This window comes from Aliiroseovarius sp. S1339, from assembly GCF_023195695.1.
Lineage (GTDB): Bacteria > Pseudomonadota > Alphaproteobacteria > Rhodobacterales > Rhodobacteraceae > Aliiroseovarius.
Genome location: NZ_JALPQG010000010.1, coordinates 96193 through 117445, shown reverse-complemented (window position 1 = coordinate 117445; position 21253 = coordinate 96193). Strand labels below are relative to the sequence as shown.

16 protein-coding genes are annotated in these 21253 nt (G+C 56.8%); 5 read left to right on the top strand and 11 right to left on the bottom strand.

All coding sequences use genetic code 11. The features are described from left to right. Positions 1-10 precede the first annotated feature (10 nt). Genes nosZ through MUY35_RS14960 form a run of 3 tightly spaced genes read right to left on the bottom strand, consistent with a single transcriptional unit; the run spans position 11 to position 4565 of the window. Positions 11-1912: a TAT-dependent nitrous-oxide reductase gene (gene nosZ / locus MUY35_RS14970; protein WP_248369980.1), complete on the bottom strand. Its 1902-nt coding sequence runs from the start codon at positions 1910-1912 to the stop codon at positions 11-13. Between the two features lie 23 nt (positions 1913-1935). Further along, positions 1936-4098 (bottom strand): NosR/NirI family protein, encoded by a 2163-nt coding sequence (locus tag MUY35_RS14965; RefSeq protein ID WP_248370004.1) that lies wholly within the window; start codon positions 4096-4098, stop codon positions 1936-1938. A gap of 14 nt (positions 4099-4112) precedes the next feature. Then, a complete protein-coding gene (locus MUY35_RS14960; protein ID WP_248369979.1) occupies positions 4113-4565 on the bottom strand; it encodes a DUF2946 family protein in 453 nt (150 codons plus the stop codon). Positions 4566-4894: 329 nt separating this feature from the next. Here MUY35_RS14960 and MUY35_RS14955 point away from each other — a divergent pair, with 329 nt between their 5' ends. Then, positions 4895-5539 carry a rhomboid family intramembrane serine protease gene (locus MUY35_RS14955; protein WP_248369978.1) on the top strand — a complete coding sequence of 215 codons (645 nt, stop codon included), beginning with the start codon at positions 4895-4897 and terminating at the stop codon, positions 5537-5539. On the opposite strand, the gene MUY35_RS14950 is transcribed toward MUY35_RS14955, so the two are convergent. The 4 genes from MUY35_RS14950 to MUY35_RS14935 form a co-directional block, all read right to left on the bottom strand. Next, entirely contained in the window at positions 5536-6420 is an 885-nt protein-coding gene (locus MUY35_RS14950) for a glycosyltransferase (RefSeq protein WP_248369977.1), read from the bottom strand. The two genes, MUY35_RS14955 and MUY35_RS14950, sit on opposite strands and share 4 nt — an antisense overlap. Then, positions 6407-7225 (bottom strand): CpsD/CapB family tyrosine-protein kinase, encoded by an 819-nt coding sequence (locus MUY35_RS14945; RefSeq protein WP_248369976.1) that lies wholly within the window; start codon positions 7223-7225, stop codon positions 6407-6409. Before MUY35_RS14945 ends, MUY35_RS14950 begins: the two co-directional genes overlap by 14 nt. Before the next feature lie 40 nt (positions 7226-7265). Then, positions 7266-8807, bottom strand: a complete 1542-nt coding sequence (locus MUY35_RS14940; RefSeq protein ID WP_248369975.1) for a lipopolysaccharide biosynthesis — start codon at positions 8805-8807, stop codon at positions 7266-7268. A gap of 96 nt (positions 8808-8903) precedes the next feature. Next, positions 8904-9839 carry an AAA family ATPase gene (locus MUY35_RS14935; RefSeq protein ID WP_248369974.1) on the bottom strand — a complete coding sequence of 312 codons (936 nt, stop codon included), beginning with the start codon at positions 9837-9839 and terminating at the stop codon, positions 8904-8906. A 521-nt stretch (positions 9840-10360) separates the two neighbouring features. On the opposite strand from MUY35_RS14935, the gene MUY35_RS14930 reads away from it, so the two are divergent. From MUY35_RS14930 to MUY35_RS14920, 3 genes are all read left to right on the top strand, one after another. Continuing rightward, entirely contained in the window at positions 10361-11050 is a 690-nt protein-coding gene (locus MUY35_RS14930) for a sugar transferase (RefSeq protein ID WP_248369973.1), read from the top strand. Between the two features lie 309 nt (positions 11051-11359). After that, positions 11360-11941: a polysaccharide biosynthesis/export family protein gene (locus MUY35_RS14925; RefSeq protein WP_248369972.1), complete on the top strand. Its 582-nt coding sequence runs from the start codon at positions 11360-11362 to the stop codon at positions 11939-11941. A gap of 147 nt (positions 11942-12088) precedes the next feature. Next, positions 12089-13378: a hypothetical protein gene (locus MUY35_RS14920; RefSeq protein WP_248369971.1), complete on the top strand. Its 1290-nt coding sequence runs from the start codon at positions 12089-12091 to the stop codon at positions 13376-13378. A gap of 123 nt (positions 13379-13501) precedes the next feature. Here the strand turns inward: MUY35_RS14920 and MUY35_RS14915 are convergent, their stop codons facing one another. The 4 genes from MUY35_RS14915 to MUY35_RS14900 all read right to left on the bottom strand — a co-directional run bounded on the left by MUY35_RS14915 (position 13502) and on the right by MUY35_RS14900 (position 18590). Further along, entirely contained in the window at positions 13502-14890 is a 1389-nt protein-coding gene (locus MUY35_RS14915; RefSeq protein WP_248369970.1) for a TolC family protein, read from the bottom strand. A gap of 213 nt (positions 14891-15103) precedes the next feature. Continuing rightward, positions 15104-16420 (bottom strand): HlyD family type I secretion periplasmic adaptor subunit, encoded by a 1317-nt coding sequence (locus tag MUY35_RS14910; RefSeq protein WP_248369969.1) that lies wholly within the window; start codon positions 16418-16420, stop codon positions 15104-15106. Between the two features lie 3 nt (positions 16421-16423). Beyond that, positions 16424-18148, bottom strand: coding sequence for a type I secretion system permease/ATPase (locus MUY35_RS14905; protein ID WP_248369968.1), 1725 nt, complete (start codon positions 18146-18148; stop codon positions 16424-16426). 244 nt (positions 18149-18392) lie between these two features. Then, positions 18393-18590, bottom strand: coding sequence for a hypothetical protein (locus MUY35_RS14900; protein ID WP_248369967.1), 198 nt, complete (start codon positions 18588-18590; stop codon positions 18393-18395). 837 nt (positions 18591-19427) lie between these two features. Here MUY35_RS14900 and MUY35_RS14895 point away from each other — a divergent pair. After that, positions 19428-21221: an SARP family transcriptional regulator gene (locus MUY35_RS14895; protein ID WP_248369966.1), complete on the top strand. Its 1794-nt coding sequence runs from the start codon at positions 19428-19430 to the stop codon at positions 21219-21221. The last annotated feature ends 32 nt before the right edge of the window (positions 21222-21253 follow it).

Genomic DNA, 21253 nt, shown 5'->3' with positions numbered 1-21253 from the left:
TTTGCATGGTTTAGGCTTTCGGTTTCACGAACATCCGACCGCGCATCTCCATGTGGAGTGCGTGGCAGAACCACTGGCAGTAATACCAGTAAACGCCCGGTTTCGCGGCGGTGAACGTCACCGAGGCTGTCGCCATCGGGCCGATCTCCATCGCAACGCCGTGGTTGTTCAGCGTAAAGCCGTGCGTCAGGTCATCAATGTCATCAAGGTTGGTGATGATCACTGTCACCTCGTCGCCCTGGTTCACCTCGAACGATTCAAGCGAGAAGGTCGGCGCCTGACTGGTCATGTAGACCCGAACTTTGTCACCGTCACGAACGATCGTGTCCATGTATTCGTCGATGTTGACACCATCCGCTTCGGCCTGTTCGCGGGTGGCAGCCCACATCGGATCGTTACGATCCCAGACATCCACAGGGTTCACGATGTCACGACGCACAAGGATGACGTCATGCGGTTCGGCAAAGGTCGGGCCGTCATGCACAACTTTCATGTCATCAGTCGAGATGTCGATGATCTGCTCATTCTCGGGTTTCAGCGGGCCAACATTGATAAACCGGTCCTTCGAGAACTTGTTGAGCGAGATCAGCCAGTTGCCATCAGCTTCCTTGGTTTCACCCATGGTCGTGTGGTTGTGGCCCGGCTGATAATGCACATCAACCTTGGAAATGATCGGGTCAACCTCTTCACCCGCATAGGCCTTGACCGCTTTCTCAAGGTCCCATTTCACCATCTGGCTGTCCAGGAACAGGGTGGTATAGGCCATGCCCTTGCCATCAAACGCGGTGTGTAGCGGTCCAAGACCCAATTCGGGTTCGGCAACCACACATGAGCGCGGATCGGTGCCATCCTCAAAAATCGCATCGACCAAGCGCACGTCAATAACCGAGCAGGTCGGCGACAGCTTGCCGTTGATCACGACATAGTTGCCATCTGGCGCAGTGTTACAGCCGTGCGGGCTGTTGGGGATCGGAATATAGCGGGTGTATTTCTTGTTCATCTCCTTACGCCCGTCGATGACCTTGACGCCGTTCAGCTCTTGGAAGTCACCTTCGGCGATGCCTTTTTCGATTTCGGCAATGTTGAAGACAACGACGTGGTCCATCTCGTTTTCCGTCATCTCGGCCAGGTTCATACCCATTTCCGAGTTGTAGGACGTCGAGAAGGCGAATTTACCCTGATAGTCGCAGTCGGTGTTATCAAGGTTACCCGACACCATGACCTGCCACGAGATTTCCATCGTGTCACCGTCAAGGGCAGTGAAGAAGTTCACATACTTTTCGGGTTCATCCAGCACTGATCCATCATTGACCATCGGTGTTTCGTCTTCGCCGTTGGCAAACACATAACCGGTGCGCGGGAATTTCTGCGGACGCAGGCCGTGGATGGCTTTTGCGTTCGGAATTTCCACGATCTTGTCGGTCTTCATCACATCGCAACGCACGCGCGCCACGCGGGTGTTCGCCTTGTCGTTCATGAACAGGTAACGACCGTCATAGGTGCCGTCGGTGAACGACATGTGCGGGTGGTGAAGGTCGCCATTGTCATGCACGCGCTTGCCGTTGGCTTCAAGAAACGCCTTGGTTTCGGGCAACATGCCGTCTTCAAAGATCTTGATGCTTTCGTTGGTTTGACCCCAACCGGTGGCCGAGCACCGGTTGAACACTGGCACACGCATCAGCTCGCGCATCGACGGGAAGCCCATGATACGCAGTTCGCCTGTCTGACCCGACGACCAGAAGCCGTAATAGTCGTCCAGCTCGCCTGGCTCAAGATTGACCCCAGACGCGGCACGCGCTGGCGTTGCCGTCATCACGGAACCGCCGATACCGGTGCCAGCGACAACCGCACCTGTTGCGGCAGCCCCCAACACGCCCCGGCGTGAAATGGAGAGTTTGTTTTCTTCAGTCATGGTTTTTACCTCCTTCAAGGAATTTATGACGTCTTGGCGTTCGGATGGTTCGCCGGTGGGTTTTTGGGCGGGATGTTGAAATCCGCCGTGCCGATCTTTTCGCGCCGTTTGATTTGGCGGATCACGACCGGGCATTTGTCGGCCGACTGATACAGAACCTGACAATGCAGGCAGTCGACACACTCGTTGGGATTGATCTCGCCTGTCGGGTGAATAGCCTGAACGGGGCATTCATGTGCACAGGTCTGACAGGGATTGCCGCATTCCTTATAGCGTCGCAGCCAATCGAACATGCGGATACGGGCCGGGATCGCCAGTGCACCGCCCAGCGGGCAGACATAGCGGCAATAGAACCGTTCTACGAACAGGTTCGCGACGATAATCGCGACCGCAAAGACCACAAATGGCCAGTCGCGGACGAATTTCAGGATGATCGCGGTCTTGAACGGCTCGATTTCGGCATAGGTTTCGGCCATCGAAAGCGACACCATACTGACGCCGAACAGGCCAAAGAAGATCATGTATTTCAGCGGCCACAGGCGTTCGTGCAGACCCCAGGGCAGCGTCCATTGCGGCACCTTGAAGGCGCGCGCGATGCGGTTCGTCAGCTCTTGCAGCGCGCCGAACGGACACAGCCAGCCGCAGTAAGCCCCACGGCCCCAGAAGACCAGCGCGGCGGCGACCGCGAACCACTGGATGAACACCAAGGGGTCCATCAAGAAGGCGTCCCACGTGAAACCACTGCGCAAGCTATTTGTCAGGGCCATCAGGTTCACCACCGACAGCTGCGCATTGGCATACCAGCCAAGGAAGAACAGCGTGAAGGTCAGATACCCCATGCGGAACCAGAAAAAGACCCGCGCGTTTGCCGTCGCTTGAAACTGGAAGAAGAACACGCCGGTCAGCACCAGAAGCATGGCGCCCAGAATGCCAATCTCGACCGTCTTGTCTTTCCAGATACGTTTCCACAGCATCGACTTGGCGGCGGCTTCGTCATCTGCGTCGTTCAGGACGGGGGCCGGTGCGGCTGCGGGAAGCAGGTATTTCTCGGGCAGTTTATAGCCCAGATCAAAGGTGATGAACGTCTTGTCAATCGCTCCGACCGAGCGCTGTGCAAGCAGTTGCAGGCGGAACGACTCGGCTGGGTTGAAGTCAATTTCGGCGGGGATCTTGAACAGATCCATCTCGGCAAAGCTGGGGCTGTCGGGGGATGCCAACTTGCCGACACGCTTGTGTTGCTTGTCAAAGAACCGCGCCGAGGTGTCGCCCTGAATCAGCTGGATTCGGTCGAAGATACCACCGCGCACATAGCCCGAACCTTTGAAACTGTATGTCCCGCGACCCATCACAAGGATCGCGTGTTCACCTTCCTCCAGCCAAGCCTGCATATTGCGGTATTCAGCGTCCCCCAGAAGCGATTTGCCAATGGAAGGCACCGATACCAGAGCCATGTGCATGTCGATGAATGTGTCGTCAGGCTGGCCTTTTTCCGGGCGTTTGATGGCCCGGGCATCGCCGGTTGCCTCGAACGCCGCGTTGATCTGACCGACATCAAGGGTCAGCCGGCGCACCGACCCGTCACCTGACAAGGTGGCCCAATCCGCCAACTCTTCTTTCGTCATGTCCACGTCACGCTTCGGCCCTGCGGCCAGCGCTGGCGACAGATCACCCAGCCCCAGACCGCGCGCGACCTTGATCCCGGCCCGCACAAGGCTGTCGTCGATCACCATGATCGTCACGGTCGCACCTGAAATGATGTCCAGATCATGCGCGGTGCCGCCGGCGGCGACCTCGGCTTTCAGATCAAGACCGGTATAACCTTCTGTCACCTTGACCATCTTGGATTCCGGAATGCCGATCAGCACGATCGGTTCCGAATGTTTGACCAGCTTCACGCCCGTCAAGATCGCATCCGCGTCAATCGCGGCGACAACATGGATAGGTTTGCCGGAATATCCCGTCGTGCCCACGAAATCCGAGGTCAGGAAGGCATAGGCAACCGTCTCGCCGCCCTTCAGGACGGGGGCAACCGGCACATCCTCGCGGATCGGACCGAACGCGTCAGCGCCTTCGGCCAGTTCAGACGGCGTAATGTCGGGAAGGAAATTTGCGAGGCTTTCGGCTTTTGCCTCGCCCGCCATGACCCCGGCAAGGATCACGACAATGGCTCTGAGCCAGTGGTTCATCGCGCGCTTAACGTTCACAGCGCACCTCCATTTTCTTGGATTGACGCTTGGAACGCGCGAAGGGCGCGGTCGGCTTTATTCTTGTTCGCGGCTGGAGGGCCACGGGTTTCAGGCCAAGCGCGTCTGAACACCGGACCAACCGTTTGGGTTTGCAATTGCGTGGCTTCAAGCACCGTGGAGCCAAACGCAAAGTGCGCCGGACTTGCAGGTGGCAGTCCGGTCAACGACACCGCGCATAACGCGCAATTCGCACAGTCAGGGCAGCCGTTTTGATCGCTTGTCGGGTCATCGCTCAGGTCAACCTGCACATATTCCGTTCCGAAATCCGAACAAATCTCGATCCACATGCCGTTTGATGCATAGCCCATGGATGACGTGAAAAGTTGCAGCGCCAGCGCCAACATCGCACAGACCAAAACACCACTGTTGGCGGCCCGACGAACGGACCCCACAATGATCTTTGACATCTGCCCCACGCAGCGCATCGCCGAATCCCTTTTCGCGTTTCACGTCCCGTTGTGCGGGATAGGACGCGCTACTTCCTTGATCTAAGTCATGCCATTTGACACCGAAGCTGGTTCAACCAATACGCCAAATGGTTGAACCAGCAGGGTGAATGAAGCATCTTAGACTATTGTTTTCAAGTGCAAAATCAGGACAAACGCCCGACAGACAAAGCGCGCCTTTATTGATGTTTTCAGCAATAAAGGCGCAACTGATCCATAGATAATATCGCCCATGCCATCGCCTCAATTGATCCTTGTGCATCAGTCGCCAAGCAGGCAAATCATGCAACATGATCGCGCATCCGCATCTTAACCTGTCCGCTCAAAGGGTGCTTTTTGGCCTCATCGCCTTGAATCTGGTGATTGAAGGCGTCTTGTTCGCCGCCGATCTGGGCTTTGTCGGCACCAAACAGTGGCGTTCGCTGACCTATCAAAACGGCGCATTCTGGGCGGGGCTTTTACACAACTGGCGGCCAAATTATCCGGCGCAGCCTTGGACGATGTTCGTCACCTATGCGTTCTTGCATGGCGGGTTGGCGCATTTGCTGGGCAACATGCTGACCCTGTGGCTGATTGGGCGAATGGTGATTGCGCGCTCGGGGTTGGCGGGGTTTGTGCTGATCTATCTGCTATCCGCCATCGGGGGCGGTGTGGGGTTCGGGGCGCTGACCTTGTCGCCGCAGCCCATGGTGGGCGCGTCCGGCGCGCTGTTCGGGCTGGTGGGTGCTGTGATCTATTGGCGATGGGCAGACCGGAGGCGACTGGGGCTGGACCAGTGGCCAGTGCTGAAAACAGTCCTGTCCCTGATGATGCTGAACCTGGTTTTGTGGGTTGTTCTAGACGGTCTTCTGGCTTGGGAAACCCATCTGGGCGGCTTTATCGCAGGCTGGACCGCCACCGCCGGGCTTGGCTGGGCGCAACGCCGCCAGCGCTAGATCGACTGCCCCATCGCCTGCCGCAGCATCCAGATCATCCGTTGAAAGCGCAGCCGGAACAACGTGCCCGCGGCCCGCAGTTTTTCGCCCCACCCGTCCAGCTTGTCGCTGCCCAGAACCTTGGGCAAATGCACCACAGCGCTGATCGGCATCGCCAGCGCACGCAAAGCCCATTTGGCACGGTCGCGCGGGGTGTTTCCGTTAACGCCAAACAGTTCTTGCGTCAGACGCAGCCACTTGTGGCGCAGTGCTGCCCAGTCAGATCGCGACGGGTGGCTGACCACCAGATCATCGCGGTATATCAGACGATAGCCCTTGGAAACGGCCCGCGTGCTCCAGTCCAGATCTTCGGACACGCCACCCCGAAAGCCGCCGACATCCTCAAACACTTTGCGCGTCGTGACCAGATTGCCGGACCCCGTAAAGCCTTGAACTTCAATATAATTCTGGAAATTAAAGGCAAAGACGGCCTCGAACGCCTCGGCCCCGCTGCGCGGCGGCGGGGTTTCGTCAAACACATCAACCCGACCCCCGATCAGGTCAGCCGTCGGCGCGACCTCATGCGCTTTGGTCACCCAGTCATCGGCGGCCACACAATCGGCATCAATGAAGAACAGAAGCGGCGCAATTGTCTCGGCCACGCCACGATTTCGGGCCGCAGCGGCACCTTTTTCGGTTTCGACAACAAAGCGGGTATCGGCGAAGCGAGCCTGAACGTCGGTCGGCGGTTGGGGCGAGTTGTTGTCCACCACCAAGACCTCGACCCCGGTCAGATCATTGCGCGACAGGGCTTCAAGACACCGGGTCAGTCGGTCCGGGTCATTATAATGCGGGATGATGATGGCCGCCTTAGGCTGAGGTTTAGGTTTAGGCGTAGCCATAACCGTATCCATAAGCCCCATCCGAAAAATGACTTTTGTTCAGAACGACACCCATCACAGTTGTTAATTCGGACAATTGGCGTTCGGCGATATCGACCTGTTCGACGGTGGTGCGTTCAGCCTCGGCCAATAAAATGGCGCAATCAACGTTTTGCAGGAACCCGAAATTGTCGTCCGTTCCAATCAGAGGCGGCATATCCAACAACATGATGTCTGGCGCATATTGCGCTTGGATGTCATCCAACGTCTGCTTGGTTTTGGTGCTTTGCAGGATCTCCGAGGCATTTTCGATTGTGCCGCTGTTCAGCCCGACCGCGACGTTATCGCCCCACCGACGCCCATGCTCGGCAAAGGATGTGGTGCCTTGCAGCACATCGCCCATATGGCCTTCGCGGTTCAGGCCCAGAACCTTTGCCAACCCCTGCCGGCGCAGGTCCAGATCCAGCACCATCGTGCGCAAATCTGCCTGTCGGCCAAAGCTAAAAATCAGATTGGCGGCGGTCGTGGTCTTTCCGCAGGCGCTGTGAGGTGACACCAGCGCGATGCGCTTCCAATCGTTGTTGGACGCCTGCTGCAATATCCGGGTGCGCAGCATGTCAAACGGCCCGGCCTCGATCCCGCCATCAAGCGACACCAACCGGTTCTGTTGCGCGTGCCGCGCCGACACCTCGAACGGTGCCAGCGCCGCCCATTCCTCGGACATCGCCACGGGCGATCCGGACCGACGGCCTGACATCTGGCGCGGTGACCCCTGCCCCGCGCGCTGCTTGCGCGCCTTTTCGATGGCGGCCTGAAGCTTTTCCATTGCGATCAGATCCTTTCTGAAAAGTTCTGTTTGCCCGCGATCACCAGCGCACGCCAATCTTATCCATGATCCGTTCGGCCAATAAATCAAGTGGCTGATAGAACATGTGCACGGCATAGACCGCAAGCGGCACACCCAGCAAAATGATCACCATACCCAGTATCCGAAACTTTTGCCGATGCGAGTTTTCGCCCGCCGTCGCGATAAAGGGTATCGTCGCCAGCGGCGTTATGCCCAGCTTGGCCACCAAATCCTCGGGCCGCCGGATCGAGCGGTTCATGAACTCCAGCAGCACGATCAGACCGATCCCCGCCATGATCCCGAACACGCTGCCACCCCCAGCGATCAGTGCCCGGTTGGGCTTGCTGGGTTGGTTCGGCACCGCTGGTGGTTCAATGACCGATATCCGCTGACCGCGCGACATTACCTCGATCCGTTCACCGGTGCTGGCGCGCGACAGGCGTTCAACGGCGGTATTATACTGCAACTGAACGTTTGCGTATTCCAACTGCAACTCGTCCAGCCGGATCGAGTTGGACGGTGTTCTTTCAATCGTATCGGCCAGCTTTTCCAACTGTTTCTGTGTACTTCTCTTCTGCTCGTTCAGCGAATTCTCACGCGCCGTGATTTCGGCCAGTTGGACATCCAGAAGCGAGTTTCCGGTCAACGGCTGATCGTTTTCTTCCGGCGGCATCGACTGAAGTGTTTTTTCAAGCGCCTCGATACGCGCGCGCAGTATCTTCACACGCGGGTTTGTTTCCGAATAAACAGCCAGCGCATTGTTCAACGCGGCGCGCATTTCTTCCAGCTGTTGCTGTTCTGGGGACAGGGCGGGGCCTGCCAGCCCGCCCACCTGGCCAGTGGTTTCAAAGATACGCACCAGCCGTCTGCGTTGTTCCTGCAAGCTGATGGATTCCCGTTCCAGCTGCGCCAAGCGTTCTTGCAGCAGAGATTGCTGGCCCAGCCGGTAATCCAAACTTTCCGGCAGCGCGTCACCATGTTCGGTCTTATAAGCCAGAATGCGCGCACTGCGTTCGGCCAATTCCTGGTTCAAACGCGACACTTCCTGTTCGAAAAACTCAAGCGTCTGGGTGGCGCGTCCGGTGCGTGACTGCACGTCCTCTTTCTGGATCAAGGTTAGGTATTCGTTCAGCACGCCCGCCGACTTCTGGCCACTCGGCGCCTCAAAGCTGATCGTCATCAACGCCGCCTGATCGCGCCCTGCGGTGCTTCGGATAACCGTGCGCGCCCGCATCGACTTCGCAATCTGGTCTGGCGTCATCTCGTTTTGCTTTTCCAGAACCTGAAGCTTGTTGGCAATTTCCAGCAGATTGGCGCGCGTCATCAGCCGTTGTTCGACGACCTGCAACTGTTCCTGTGCGGGCGTGCGCGCGGTCGAGGCCGCCAGCTCATCGGGGATCTGCGGGCTTTCCACAATCAACGTCATGCGCGACACAAAGGACGGCGGCAAAGTCATCGCCATGATGATCGATGCCGCCCCGATAACTGTCGCGACAAGCAGAAAATAGGGCAGCCGCCGCATGAAAATAGATCGGTAATATCTTAGGTTCGTTGAAGCCATTGGCGCTGTGTTCCTTTCCCCAAGACCGGCAAGTCCGCGATATACGCATCGATCATCTGGCCGGGGATCGTATCATAATGTCATATCAAGCCGTAGCTATCCGGTTTTCTTGTCGGGAATGTCAACCCGACGGCCTTGACGTAAAAATAGTGGTTTCGAAATATCTTTTTCAGGTTTGTCATCCGCCTCAACATCCGTTGGCAGGTTGCTCGCGAAAAAGACACCGTCGTCCAATACATCGCGAACGGCCTTGACAGAGACGCACGCATTGTTGCTGCTCCAGGCATAAAGAAGGCATAATTCACATAGTTGATTGACCAGCCGCGGGATGCCTTTGGTGGCTTTGAAAATCTCGCCACAGGCCGTTGGTGTGATTTCGCTGCCGGTTCCACCCGCCACCTTCATGCGATGCTTGATATAGGCACGGACCGTGGGCTCGTCCATAGCTTCCAAATGAAAGCTGGCAGCAACCCGTTGCGCCAACTGACGCATACCGGGGCTAAGCACGATGGTTTTGAGTTCAGGCTGCCCGACAAGGATCAACTGTATCAACTCGTCTTTGTTGGCGTTGATATTGGTCAGCATCCGCATCTCTTCCAACCCTTCGGTGGAAAGATTTTGTGCCTCGTCAATTATCAGAACGACGCGGCGCCCTTCGGCGTATTCGCTGATAATGCTTTCCTGAAAGCGCTGGAACAACGTGACATAGCTTTCCCCGGGATCGAAGGGAATGGACAGCGCGTTCATCACCCATTGCAACAGCTCGCCACGGTCGCCCTGCACATTTGACAGAAGCCCGACACGCACTGTTTCGTCCATCTGGCTAAGGAGTTTTTGCACCAGCGTCGTCTTGCCCGACCCGATCTCGCCTGTGATCAGGGTGATGGGGGCACGCGACAACACACCAAACTCCAATACCGCATAGGCACGCTTGTGCTGCGTAGACCAAAACAGAAAGCTCGGGTCCGGCACCAGTGTAAAGGGCCGTTCGTTCAATCCGAAATGCCCAGTATAAAGTTCGCTGGAATCCATGTTCCTATCTAACGCCCCGGTTCAATGCTCTTAAAGATAAAACGAAGTTATGGCTAAAAAATGTCAATACCAGCCCGCTTGTCGCATAATAAACGCCGCTCTACAAATTGGATGTCGAGCGCCAAGGTTGGCTCAGGTCGGACCGTCTTACCCCTCAATGCGAATCAAATCCCAAACGGGTCGATGCGGATTTAGCAAATGTCATAAATTAAAAATCAATAAAATTGAAAAGTGCCCATAATTAGGCGGCCAATCGAAACAGTTAGTGTGGTATTAATTTTGCATAAATACTTGTAAATTGCGCATTTTCATATACTTAGCAATCGAAACCGCATGATGGGCGGAAATGTGCTACAAATAGGGTAAAATTGTGTTAAAGTCTTAATCGGGGTAAGGAGAGTCGAAGGTTAATTTGAACTGAACGACTGGTTTGCAAGCTGCTGCACCTGCACGACATAGAGATCATTTCATCTCGTGGGATTCCCATGTCAGGCTGCCGCATTATTTGAGGGTATAAGGAAATGACGACGCATTTTAAGAACTTTTCTGATGTCGGCGCCGAGCTGGTCAAACGACAGAATTTCTCTGCTGCCAACACATCAAAACGTCCCTATCGTGATCGCTTCAAGCGTATGTTTGACATTGCCTTTGTCATCGCCGCCGCGCCGATCGCTATTCCGATGATCGGAATCATGCTGCTGCTGACAGCGTTGGATGGCGGCTTGCCGTTCTATCGTCAGCGCCGCATCGGCAAGGACGGCCGGCTTTATAATATGATGAAAATGCGGACGATGGTGGTTGATGCCGATCAGCGTCTGGAAGCGCATCTGGAAGCAAATCCCGAGGCCCGCGCCGAATGGGACAGCACACAGAAGCTGAAGGACGATCCGCGGATCACCAAGATCGGGAAATTCCTGCGTAAATCATCGATGGATGAACTTCCGCAGCTGTGGAACGTGCTGATGGGCGATATGTCGATTGTTGGACCGCGTCCGATGATGGAAGATCAGAAGTCGCTGTATCCAGGCACTGCATATTATGCCATGCGCCCCGGTATCACTGGACCTTGGCAGGTGTCGGACCGCAACGAATCGACCTTCGCCCAGCGTGCGACTTTCGACAACAAGTATTACCACGACCTGTCGTTGAAGACGGATTTGGGTATTCTTGGCAAGACCTTCGGTGTCGTCCTGCGCTGCACGGGGCACTAAAAACCTGACAAGCCTCCGGCTGATACGTCGGGGGCGGTTTGCAAACCCAAAACCTCAATCTAGCCCGCCACTGCGCGGGCTTTTTTGATTCTTTTTGGGCAACTTTCAGGGAATCACCCGGCGGCGATAAGACCGCGCGAATCGCACGAATCCTGCTTTTTTGACTCAAATCAGCAGAAATTCATGGGCGAAATCTGCATTAAACCGCGACAAATCTGCTGCAACGCAGATTTCAGCATTTTTTTTCGTGTAATAATAAGTCGCGCCAAGCTATCCTAAGGTAAGCTATTAGCAGCTAGGGGATTCTCCATGTTCAAACATTTTTTTACGCTTCTCACCGCAGTATTCGCTTTCGGTGTTCTTTCGACAACCGATGCAATGGCGCAAAATGGGTACAAGATCCGCACTGGCGACTCGCTGAATGTCGAAGTGGTTGAGGACGCGAACCTGAACCGCACTGTTCTGGTGCTTCCCGATGGCTCGATCAGCTTTCCCTTTGCTGATGGTGTGCGCGCCGCAGGCCGCACGACCAGCCAAGTCGCAGCAGCACTTGCCAGCAGCATGGCATCGAACTTTGCAACGACGCCTAATGTATATGTATCTGTGGGTCAGGTCGCGGAGCGTCCAGTCGGAGTCGCCACAGTCTCCACGTATGACATCTTCGTCACTGGCGAAGTCAACAATCCTGGCAAGCTGGATGGCCGCCGTAACATGACGGTTTTGCAGGCCATCGCCCAGGGCGGCGGATTGTCCCGTTTTGCTGCGCCCAAGCGTATTCAGGTACGCCGTGGCAGCCAGATCTTTAGCTATAACTACAACACCAATGCCGGCAACATCCGCCTTCAAAGGGGTGATGTCGTCATTGTGCCGCAACGAAAGCTTTTTGAATAAGCACAACGGCTAACGAGCAGAGGAAAACAGGTGGGACAGAAAAACAAAATTGCCGCCCTCCTGGCCGGAACCGCCCTATTTACGACTGGGTTGGTTCCCGCCACCGGACAAGATGCAGATATTGCCGAACCGGCTGGGGGTCTTTCCATGACCCTAGGCCTTTCGTCGACTTTGCGGGCGAATGACAATCTAAGCTTCAGCGATCCCTCGCCGGGGACCACAACCCTGTGGGACAACACCGTGACCTTCGGGCTTCTCAGCGATACCGGGGTCGCGCAGTTCAGCCTTGATCTGGGCGGCACCGTGCGAACAGCATCGGTGCCCGGACGATCGACCAAAACGTCGTTTGACGATCCGTCAGTGACATTGGGCTATCAACTGGAAAGCGCAGACACACTATTGGATGCGGAAGCCAGCTATCAACAGATCTCGCTTGATTTCGAAGATCCGCTGGCTGGCATTGACGATCTGATCGAAGATGGGTTGGAGCCAAGTGACCTTGACCCGACCGACGGCACACGCGGGCGCTATGGCGCAATGCTAAGCTTCGAGACCGGGCGCACCCGCCCCTTCGGCTTCGGCACCGTTTTGGAATACGACAAGGCCGAGTATTGGGACACCACAGACCCCGCCAATTTCGACGAAGAAACCAAGGCGGCCGAGGTATTTGCGCGCTTGCAGTTTTCGCCCGTCATGGAAGGCCGTGTGGCGCTGGATTGGGAACAATACGACGCCGAAGACGCCGTGCAAACCTCGCGCGAGACGTGGGGCGCAACCGCCAGCCTAACCTATGAGATCGACGCGATCACCCGGATGACCGCCAGCGTGGGCTATACCGAGATTGAGGAAACGAACCTGATCGGATCGTCCCTGCGCGATGGTGTGACCGGCGGCCTTTCCGTCACCCGCGACATGCCCACGGGCAGTCTGACGGCCGAATTAACAACTGACATCAGCACCACGGGTCGGCGCGATACCTTTGAAGTCCGGGGCGAGTTTGAGACGCCGAACGGGGCCATCAACGCCGGTCTTGGCGCCACGCGATCAAATGCAGGCGACGTGAATGTGATTGGCAGCCTTGGCTATACGCACGAGTTGACGATGGGCACCACCATCACCGCCACGCTGGATCGCAGCTTTGACACCTCGGATGCAGGGCTGGAAAACCGCGCAACCCGCGCGTCGCTTGGGCTGGACACGGATCTGACCGCAAGTTCGTCAATCGGGTTTGAACTGGACTATGCCGAAGTGACCGATGTCGCCACAGACACCAGCACAGCGGTCTCGGGCTTTCGCGCAACCTATACGCACGAGCTGACGCCTGATTGGGACGTGATGGCGGGTTATGAATACCGCAAACGCGAGGCGACCGGCAATACCGACCGCGAATCCAACGAGCTGTTCGTGACGCTGTCGCGGGAGTTCAGCATCCGCTGATCCCCCTGCCCTAATCTGACGGCGCACGATTGCACCAAAAGGAAAACCCACCCGGACATCTGTCAGGGTGGGTTTTTATTTGGCCTCTTGGATCGACCAGAGATCAGCGTATCAGCCAGATGTCTAGTTTGACACCGAGCTGGCTGATTTCACTTCGACTACAGCTTCTTTTTCCGGCTCGCCGACCTTGCTGCCAGCGCCAAGGGCGATGTTCAGCCGCACATAATTGCGGGCCAGTTGGCGCAAGTTGTCGGCAAGGGCGGAATCTGCATCTGCGATCCGTTCTTCTGCGTTGATCAGATCGCGGATGGTCGCGCCTTCCCGTGTCAAAAGCTCTTGGGTCAGTTCGCGCGCTTCTCGGTTCAGGCGCACGCGGCGTTGCGATTCAACAACGGCGCTGCGGCTGCCCTGATAGGCGGCCAGCGCGGCTTCGACTTCGTTGATCGACGTCAAAACCGTCGATTTCCAGCTTCCATAAGCCTGACGGGCGCGGGAATGGCGGGCGGCCACACGCGACTTGCTGCTTTTCAACGGCAAGGACGGCAGGTTCAGGGTTGGCCCGATGAAATACTCCAGACCATCGGCCCCGCTGGTCGCGCCATAACCAACCATGCCGCTAAGCGACAATGACGGATAAAGCTCGGCCCGCGCGATGCCGACATTGGTGACGGCCTCGTAATAGCTGCGTTCGGCGATCTGCATGTCGGGGCGATTGCGCAGAATATCTGCAGGCACACCAGTCTTAAGCGTCTTGGCCGGGCGCGGCTGTTTGGCGTTGCGGTCCAGATCAATGCCAAGGCGGCCGGGGCCGACACCTGACAGCACGGCGATTTCGTTCTTGCCCGCCCGAACGGCAGCGATCAAGGCCGGGATCTGCGTTTGGGTCTCGGCGACCAATGCTTCGGTCTGAACGACGTCCAGCTTGGTGGCGGCGCGCTGGTCAAACAGCTGCTTGGTCTGGGTGACCGCATCGCGGCGCGAAGCCAATTGCTGACGACGCAAGTTCAACAGCCGCTGGTTATAGCGCAGGTCCACATAGGCGTTGGACAGGTTCAACAAAACTGTCAGACGCGCAGCGTCTTCTTGTGCATCGGCGATATCAACGCGCGCGCTTGCCGCCTGTATTTGCTGACGACGCAGACCATAAGGGTCCAGCATCCAGTCCAGGTTAAGCCGGGCATTGCTGGTATGCGTAGCAGTGCCACCAAAATTTTGACCATATCGGTGAGACGCGGATGGCGTCACATTCAGCAAACCGGGCACCGCGTCGCGGTTGGCGTTTGCCTCGATCACCTTTTCGCGGGCGATCTCAAGGTCGATATTGCCTGCCAGCGAACGTGACACCAGTTTGTTGAATACTGGGTCCTTGAACCCCATCCACCATGTGTCATTCGCCAACGGCACAGGAACCGCTTGCGACGACACGCTGGAATAAGAGTTCGCGAATTTGAAGAATGGAAGGTTATAAGGTTCGTCCGTGGCACAACCGGAAAGCCCGATTGTGGCCGTCAAAACGAATCCTAAAACCGGCGCAGTGCGCCTGTGCGTATTTTTCATAGTGCTACCCGTCTGCCTCGCCAGCCGTCTATGCGACTGTTATTTTTCACGGTTATTATGGCGCAGACTGGCACAGAACCCGGTTTTCACCAAGAATTACTGCATATGCCCCAAAACTGCGACGTCAGGCTGACCAAAAAACCACAACCGAAACGCAAGGCCGTCGCGCTATCCTTCGCGGAACGCGCGTTTGAGCTGCTGCAACATGGGCTCGGTCAGATATGTCAGAACCGAGCGTTCGCCGGTTTGCAAGAACGCCTCCACCGGCATACCGGGGATCAGTTCCACATCGCCTAGCCTGGAAATTTCCTCGACCGGAAGGGTCAGGTCGATCCGGAAATAGCTTTCCCCAGTCTGCGCATCTTCAACAGAGGTGGGCGAAATTCCCGCCACCGTTCCGAATAATTCCGGCGTGGTGCGCTGGTTGAACGCTGGAAATATGACCTTCGCAACCTGCCCGACAAACACCTGGTCGATTGAACGTGGGTCCACCTGCAACTTGAACTCGACCCCATCCGACAGGGGCACGATCTGGGTGATGGTGGCTTCAGGCGCGACCACGCCGCCTTCGGTGGTGGCCTGCAATTCGTGCACGATGCCGTCGGTCGGGGAAAGGATATCAATCCGTTCCAACTGCTTTTCGACGGTGACGATCTGCAAAATCAGCTCTTCGCGTTCGGCGGTGGTGGTGCGCAGCTCTGTCACGACTTGTTCTTTAAACTCGCGATCAGCTTGCAGGATCTCAAGTTCGGTGTCGCGGATCGAGTTATGGATCCGCGCCAGTTCGGATTGATGTTCGGCGATCTGACCCAGAAGCGAAGATTCCCGCCCTTGCAGCTCTAACAACTCGCTTTCGCGCACCAGCCCTTTTTCGCTGAGCCCTTGCAGGTTTTCGCGTTCCTGACTGACATAAGCCAGCTGATCCTGTTTCGAGGTGATCAGCGCCTCGACCCCCGAAATCTGGTTGCCGAATTGCAAGATGCGTTCGGCCAACTGTTCCTTGCGCCCGCTCAACACTTCGCGGCGCGCGATGAAAATCTCGCGCTGGCCTTTAAAGTGTTGGGTCAGGTCAATCCCGCCCAGATAGGTGCCGTCGATGTCAAATTCGGGTTCTTCAAGCTTCTGATATTCGGCCTCCAGCCGCGCTTCGCGGGTGATAACTTCGGACAGGCGGTTGCGATAAATCTCGTGGTTGATCTGCAAAAGGCTGGGATCAAGACGCAGCAGCACGTCACCCTTTTGGACAACGTCGCCGTCTTTGACCAAAATTTCCGCGACCACACCGCCATCAAGGCTTTGCACCTGCTTGGGCAGGCCGCGCACAACGACCTTGCCCGGCGCAATCACTGCGCTGGTGATCAGCGTGCTGGACATCCAGATGAAGCCCGCAAGCAACAGCGCCAAACTGGCCAGCGCGCCCAGATAGACGGGGGCGGCCAAGCCGGTCTTGATCGTGCTGGCTTTGGGAAGGGTGTTATTTGCCATCGCCTATACCTCGAATACGGAACTGGGGGCGGCGGTGGCTTTCCCGGGCGAGGCATGCTGCAACACATCCTCTTTCATGCCAAACCGGCCCAACTTGCCTTCGTGCAGGATCAAAATCTTGTTCACGGCCTGAATGACGCTGGGGCGATGCGCCATCACCAAAACGGTGCAGCCCTTCTTGCGCATCCCGATAACCGCATTCGCCAACGCCTCGTCGCCCTTTGCATCAAGGTTTGAATTCGGCTCGTCCAACACCAGAAGTCGCGGGCTTCCATACAGCGCGCGCGCAAGGCCAAGCCGCTGCGTTTGACCACCGGACAAAGGCTGTTCCGTAATGCCCACATAGGTCGTATAGCCCTGAGGCATTTTCAGGATCATGTCATGCACACCGGCGATCTGCGCTGCTTCGATGACATCGTCGTCCCGTGCGTTCGGGTCAAAGCGCGCGATGTTTTCGGCGATGGTGCCCGGCAGCATCTCGACCCGCTGGGGCAGGTATCCGATATGGCCGCCCAAATCCTCGTTATGCCACTGGTTCAGGGTCGCACCGTCCAACCGGACCTCGCCCTGATCGGGTTGCCACAGGCCGACAAGCAGCCGGGCCAGACTGGATTTGCCCGCCGCGCTGCTGCCTACAACACCCAGACCATCGCCGGGCTGAAGTTCGAAACTGATACGTTCCAGAATACGGGGGCGGTCGCTGACCAGAGAGTTCTTGGGCGTCAGTTTGGTGACATTCTTCACCACCAAATGCCCTTTGGGTTCGGGTAGATCAAAACCACTTTGCGGGTCAGGAAGAAAATCCATCGCCTCTTTCAAGCGGCGATGCGCGTCCCCTGCCCGCCCGATAGTGCGCCAGTGGCCGATCACCTGATCAACAGGCGCCAACGCGCGCCCCGCCACGATCGAGGTCGCAATAATCATCCCCGGCGAGATTTCCTGGCGTAGCGCAAGAAACGCACCGACCGTCAGCAAGGTCGATTGCAACAGCAACCGGAAAGATTTGGAAAACGCCGTCACAAGCTCGGATCGATCGCCGCCGGATTGGTAGTGACCAAGGCTGTTTTGGTGCAAGCCGGTCCAACGCGCTGTGACCTTGTCCAACATCCCCAGCGCCAGAACGGCTTCGGCGTTGCGCCGCGCGCGTTCAACGAAAGATCGTTCGACCCCTTCGCTGATGCCTGCGTTCTTGATCGGATCACGCGACGCGAAACGGTTGATGATCGCGGCAATGATCACAATCACCGCGCCGCCCACGGTCAGCCAGCCAAGCCACGGATGGATAAAGAAGACGACCGCCAGAAAAATCGGAATCCACGGCAGATCAAACAGCCCCAGAATGGCGGGGCTGGCAAGAAACGACCGGACCACGGCCAAATCCTGTACCGGGTTGTAATGCTCTTTATTGTCGACAAAGCCAGATCGCAGCCAAAACCCGAACGCATCCGCGCCGATCGCCTGATCCACGCGGTAACTGGCGCGCGACAAAAGGCGGGCGCGCAGAAATTCGTAAATGCCGAGGAAGACATAAAGGATCACCACGATCACAAAAAGCCCTTGCAACGTGGCCACGGACCCACTGGACAGCACCCGGTCATAGACCTGCAGCATGTAAAGCGGGCCAGTCAGCATCAACAGGTTGATCGCCGCGCTGAACAGCCCAACCGTCAAGAACGCCCGGCGAAGGTGGGTAAGCTCTTTCTTATATGGGTTTTTCTTCGGCTTCACAGAAAACTGTTCTGGCAAATCATGATCCCCGTGCGCCTGTTTACGTCTATTATGCGCATAGTTTGTTCACATGCGCGCATTGATGCAAGAACTGAACAGGATCACTGTGAATAAGTCGTTATATCAGTTGCAAAATTAGCCCGCACAGAAAACCCAAACCGCAAAGACAAAAAAGCGCGCCTCGGGTTATCCGGGCACGCGCGTTTTTTTGGGTCTGTTAAGGTAGGCGCGGGGCGACGCAGGATCAGCCTTGCTGTTCGTCCGAGCCATTCAGGATATAGTCACGGATCAGCCACAACATGGCGATACTGACAAGCGCCGAAAACGTGCCGACCGAGCTATAAAACCAAAGCGCCATCAAAATCGAATAGCCATTCAAAAGCGCGACTACAGCAGTGGCAAGCCCAACAAACATCCCGAGTACAAGAACACCGATTACCATTTCAACTCCTGTCCGATCAGGCGACCACCCGCATGGCGATCGCGCGACTTTTCCTACTTGGTTGCGCGCACATTATTAAACGTGCGGCAGGTTCGTGGCACAATTAAGGCGCGAGCGCCTAACCTTCAGGGTTGATAAGACAATCCGTGCAAAACGCCGAGGGGTCGACGTGCATCCGATGCCAATGGCCTGAGTGGTGAGCGCACTATACAGAAAATCAACCAGTGCGGGAGTCCCCCAAACCAAAAACTTCCATATAAGCAAGACTGCGCCGAGAAATGGGGTGCAACGGCCTTTTCCTCCCTGGGTAGAGCGGGCGAAAACCTGCTCTAAGGTATTAGTGATTTCACGCCTTATGGTTGTTTCTACATGTTTTTTTGAATTGACCGTTTTTGTTGGCCCGGACGGCTCACAACCGGCCCCTTCCCGCCGCTTTTGGTGCCCAGCGGCCACATGCCGTAAGGTCACCTTAGGCCTTGTCGCGTTCAAACAGATGGCGCGTACTTTACCCCAAACCGAATCACCCCGCCTGATTTGTCGCTGTCCTGTCGCCTCGCCGACCACCACGTCCGACCGTCAAACACTTCTCTTGACCCAGCGTCAGGCGCTCATGCTCGCGTAATACCGACCGACCAAAGGCCCAATTCAATCATACCCCGCTGTATTCACGCCAGTTTCACGCAGCGATTACGCAGCCCCCCTAGTTTGCCATTGGGTTCATCATCTCAAGGGAACACGGAATTGGTTGCAGTTCAATTTTTGCAAGAAATGCCGTTTTTGGGTAGTATTTCGAAACAATCTTTTGCGCTTGGCGCAAAGGTTTCCGAAGGAATGCCAATGGACCTTGAACGCTCGACCGACCACGACCTGGATATCTTCCTGTTCGGCCCCCTTACCGTGCAAGATGGCGAGGGCAACCTTTTTACGCCGAAAAACCAGAAATCCAAGGCCGTTCTTGCCATGCTGGCGCTTGCGCCGCGCGGGTCCAGATCGCGGGTCTGGCTGCGGGATAAGTTATGGAGCGACCGGGGCGAAGATCAGGCCTCGGCCAGCCTGCGCCAAGCGCTTTTGGACATTCGCAAATGTTTTGGCGCGGATATGAAGGACATTCTCAGCGCCGACAAATACTCGGTCTCGCTGGATCTGTCGCGCATCCATGTCGACGCGATCGCGCTGATTGATCAGGTTGAACGGGGTGAAGTGACACCAACCATCGGCGTTGACGCGGTGTCGGAACACTTTTTGGAAGGGTTTGACATCTGCGACCCGGAATTCGAAAGCTGGCTGACGTTGGAACGCCAGATTTGGGAACAAAGGCTGGTGGATCACGACACTGACGACACAGCCGACGCGCGCGCCGATATCTCGCCCGATGTTCTGGGCCTGTCGCGCGGTCCCAATGGCAGGGCGGTGCCGGATCCGAAAATCAGCACCCAACTGAACGTCACCGACCATATTCAACCTGCGCAAACCGCCAATTGGGCCATCGGCGTTCAAAGTGGCCAGGCGGGCGACGCCCATGCCGGTCTCTTGACCGACAAACTGACCCGAAACCTGCGCGAAATGGGCCGGGTACCCAGCGTGCGCACCTTTGAAAACCAACCGCTGTCGCAAATGCGCAGTGAATTTGGCCGGGTCGAGATCCCGCTGGTCCTGCGGGTGTCCGAGATGCAGCAAGGCCCCTCGGTCCGCCTGTCGGTCGAGCTTTTGACCGGCAAGGATGGCGTGACCGTCTGGTCCTCCAGCCAAGCCTTCACGCCGGAAGATTTCGCCCAACCCGCCTGCCCTGCCCTGAACGGCCTTGTGTCCCATGCGGTGATCCAGATCGGGCGGCATTTGCAGATGCAGGCGACCAGCCCACAGATGGCGGGCGCGGGCCAGTTGATCGAATGCATCTATCAGATGTTCGGTCTGTCGGTGAACGAGCTGTCCAGCGCCGAGGACAAGCTGGCGCGCCTTTTGAAACTGCAACCCAACGCGCAGACCTATGCGTGGATGGCGTTCGCCAAATCCTTTCAGGTAGGCCAGCGGTTCACCCCCGACGCCGCCGCGCAGATTTCCGAGGCGCAATATTACGCCACCCGCGCGCTGGAAGAAGACGAATTCGACCCGCTGGTCCTCTCCCTCGCCGCACATATCCATTCTTACCTATTCAGCGAATTTGACATGGCCGCGTCCCTGTTTGAACGCGCATTGAAGATCGACCCTGAACAGGCCATCGGTTGGGATCTTTATGCCACGATGAACGCCTATGCGGGCGACACGCAGAAATCGCTGGCGATGGCGTCCTGGGCGCAGCATTTAGGGTCTAACACACCGATCAGCTATTATTTCGACACCACCAAATGCATCGCCGCCGCTTTGGCCGGCGACCACCACGCCGCGATCAAGGCCGGGGAAAAGGCATTGGTGCAACGACCCAAATTCAACTCGATCCTGCGCTATCTGATTTCCAGCCACGCCCATCTTGGCAATGTCCAGATGGTCGAAAGCCTGCGCCAGAAACTGGTCGAGATCGAGCCTGATTTTTCAACCGAGGTGCTGCGCGGCTCGGGCTATCCGGGGCTGGCCACCGAAGGCGGGCGGCAGTTTCTGCTGGGGCTCAGCAAGGCCGGGTTTGACCAAGATTGATTTCGACAAATGATATTCCAACGGGGGATGAC

Excerpts from the sequence above, each read along its gene's own strand:
- nosZ (WP_248369980.1), bottom strand. The coding sequence starts at position 1,912 with ATGACTGAAGAAAACAAACTCTCCATTTCACGCCGGGGCGTGTTGGGG.
- MUY35_RS14965 (WP_248370004.1), bottom strand. The coding sequence starts at position 4,098 with ATGAACCACTGGCTCAGAGCCATTGTCGTGATCCTTGCCGGGGTCATG.
- MUY35_RS14960 (WP_248369979.1), bottom strand. The coding sequence starts at position 4,565 with ATGTCAAAGATCATTGTGGGGTCCGTTCGTCGGGCCGCCAACAGTGGT.
- MUY35_RS14955 (WP_248369978.1), top strand. The coding sequence starts at position 4,895 with ATGATCGCGCATCCGCATCTTAACCTGTCCGCTCAAAGGGTGCTTTTT.
- MUY35_RS14950 (WP_248369977.1), bottom strand. The coding sequence starts at position 6,420 with ATGGCTACGCCTAAACCTAAACCTCAGCCTAAGGCGGCCATCATCATC.
- MUY35_RS14945 (WP_248369976.1), bottom strand. The coding sequence starts at position 7,225 with ATGGAAAAGCTTCAGGCCGCCATCGAAAAGGCGCGCAAGCAGCGCGCG.
- MUY35_RS14940 (WP_248369975.1), bottom strand. The coding sequence starts at position 8,807 with ATGGCTTCAACGAACCTAAGATATTACCGATCTATTTTCATGCGGCGG.
- MUY35_RS14935 (WP_248369974.1), bottom strand. The coding sequence starts at position 9,839 with ATGGATTCCAGCGAACTTTATACTGGGCATTTCGGATTGAACGAACGG.
- MUY35_RS14930 (WP_248369973.1), top strand. The coding sequence starts at position 10,361 with ATGACGACGCATTTTAAGAACTTTTCTGATGTCGGCGCCGAGCTGGTC.
- MUY35_RS14925 (WP_248369972.1), top strand. The coding sequence starts at position 11,360 with ATGTTCAAACATTTTTTTACGCTTCTCACCGCAGTATTCGCTTTCGGT.
- MUY35_RS14920 (WP_248369971.1), top strand. The coding sequence starts at position 12,089 with ATGACCCTAGGCCTTTCGTCGACTTTGCGGGCGAATGACAATCTAAGC.
- MUY35_RS14910 (WP_248369969.1), bottom strand. The coding sequence starts at position 16,420 with ATGGCAAATAACACCCTTCCCAAAGCCAGCACGATCAAGACCGGCTTG.
- MUY35_RS14900 (WP_248369967.1), bottom strand. The coding sequence starts at position 18,590 with ATGGTAATCGGTGTTCTTGTACTCGGGATGTTTGTTGGGCTTGCCACT.
- MUY35_RS14895 (WP_248369966.1), top strand. The coding sequence starts at position 19,428 with ATGGACCTTGAACGCTCGACCGACCACGACCTGGATATCTTCCTGTTC.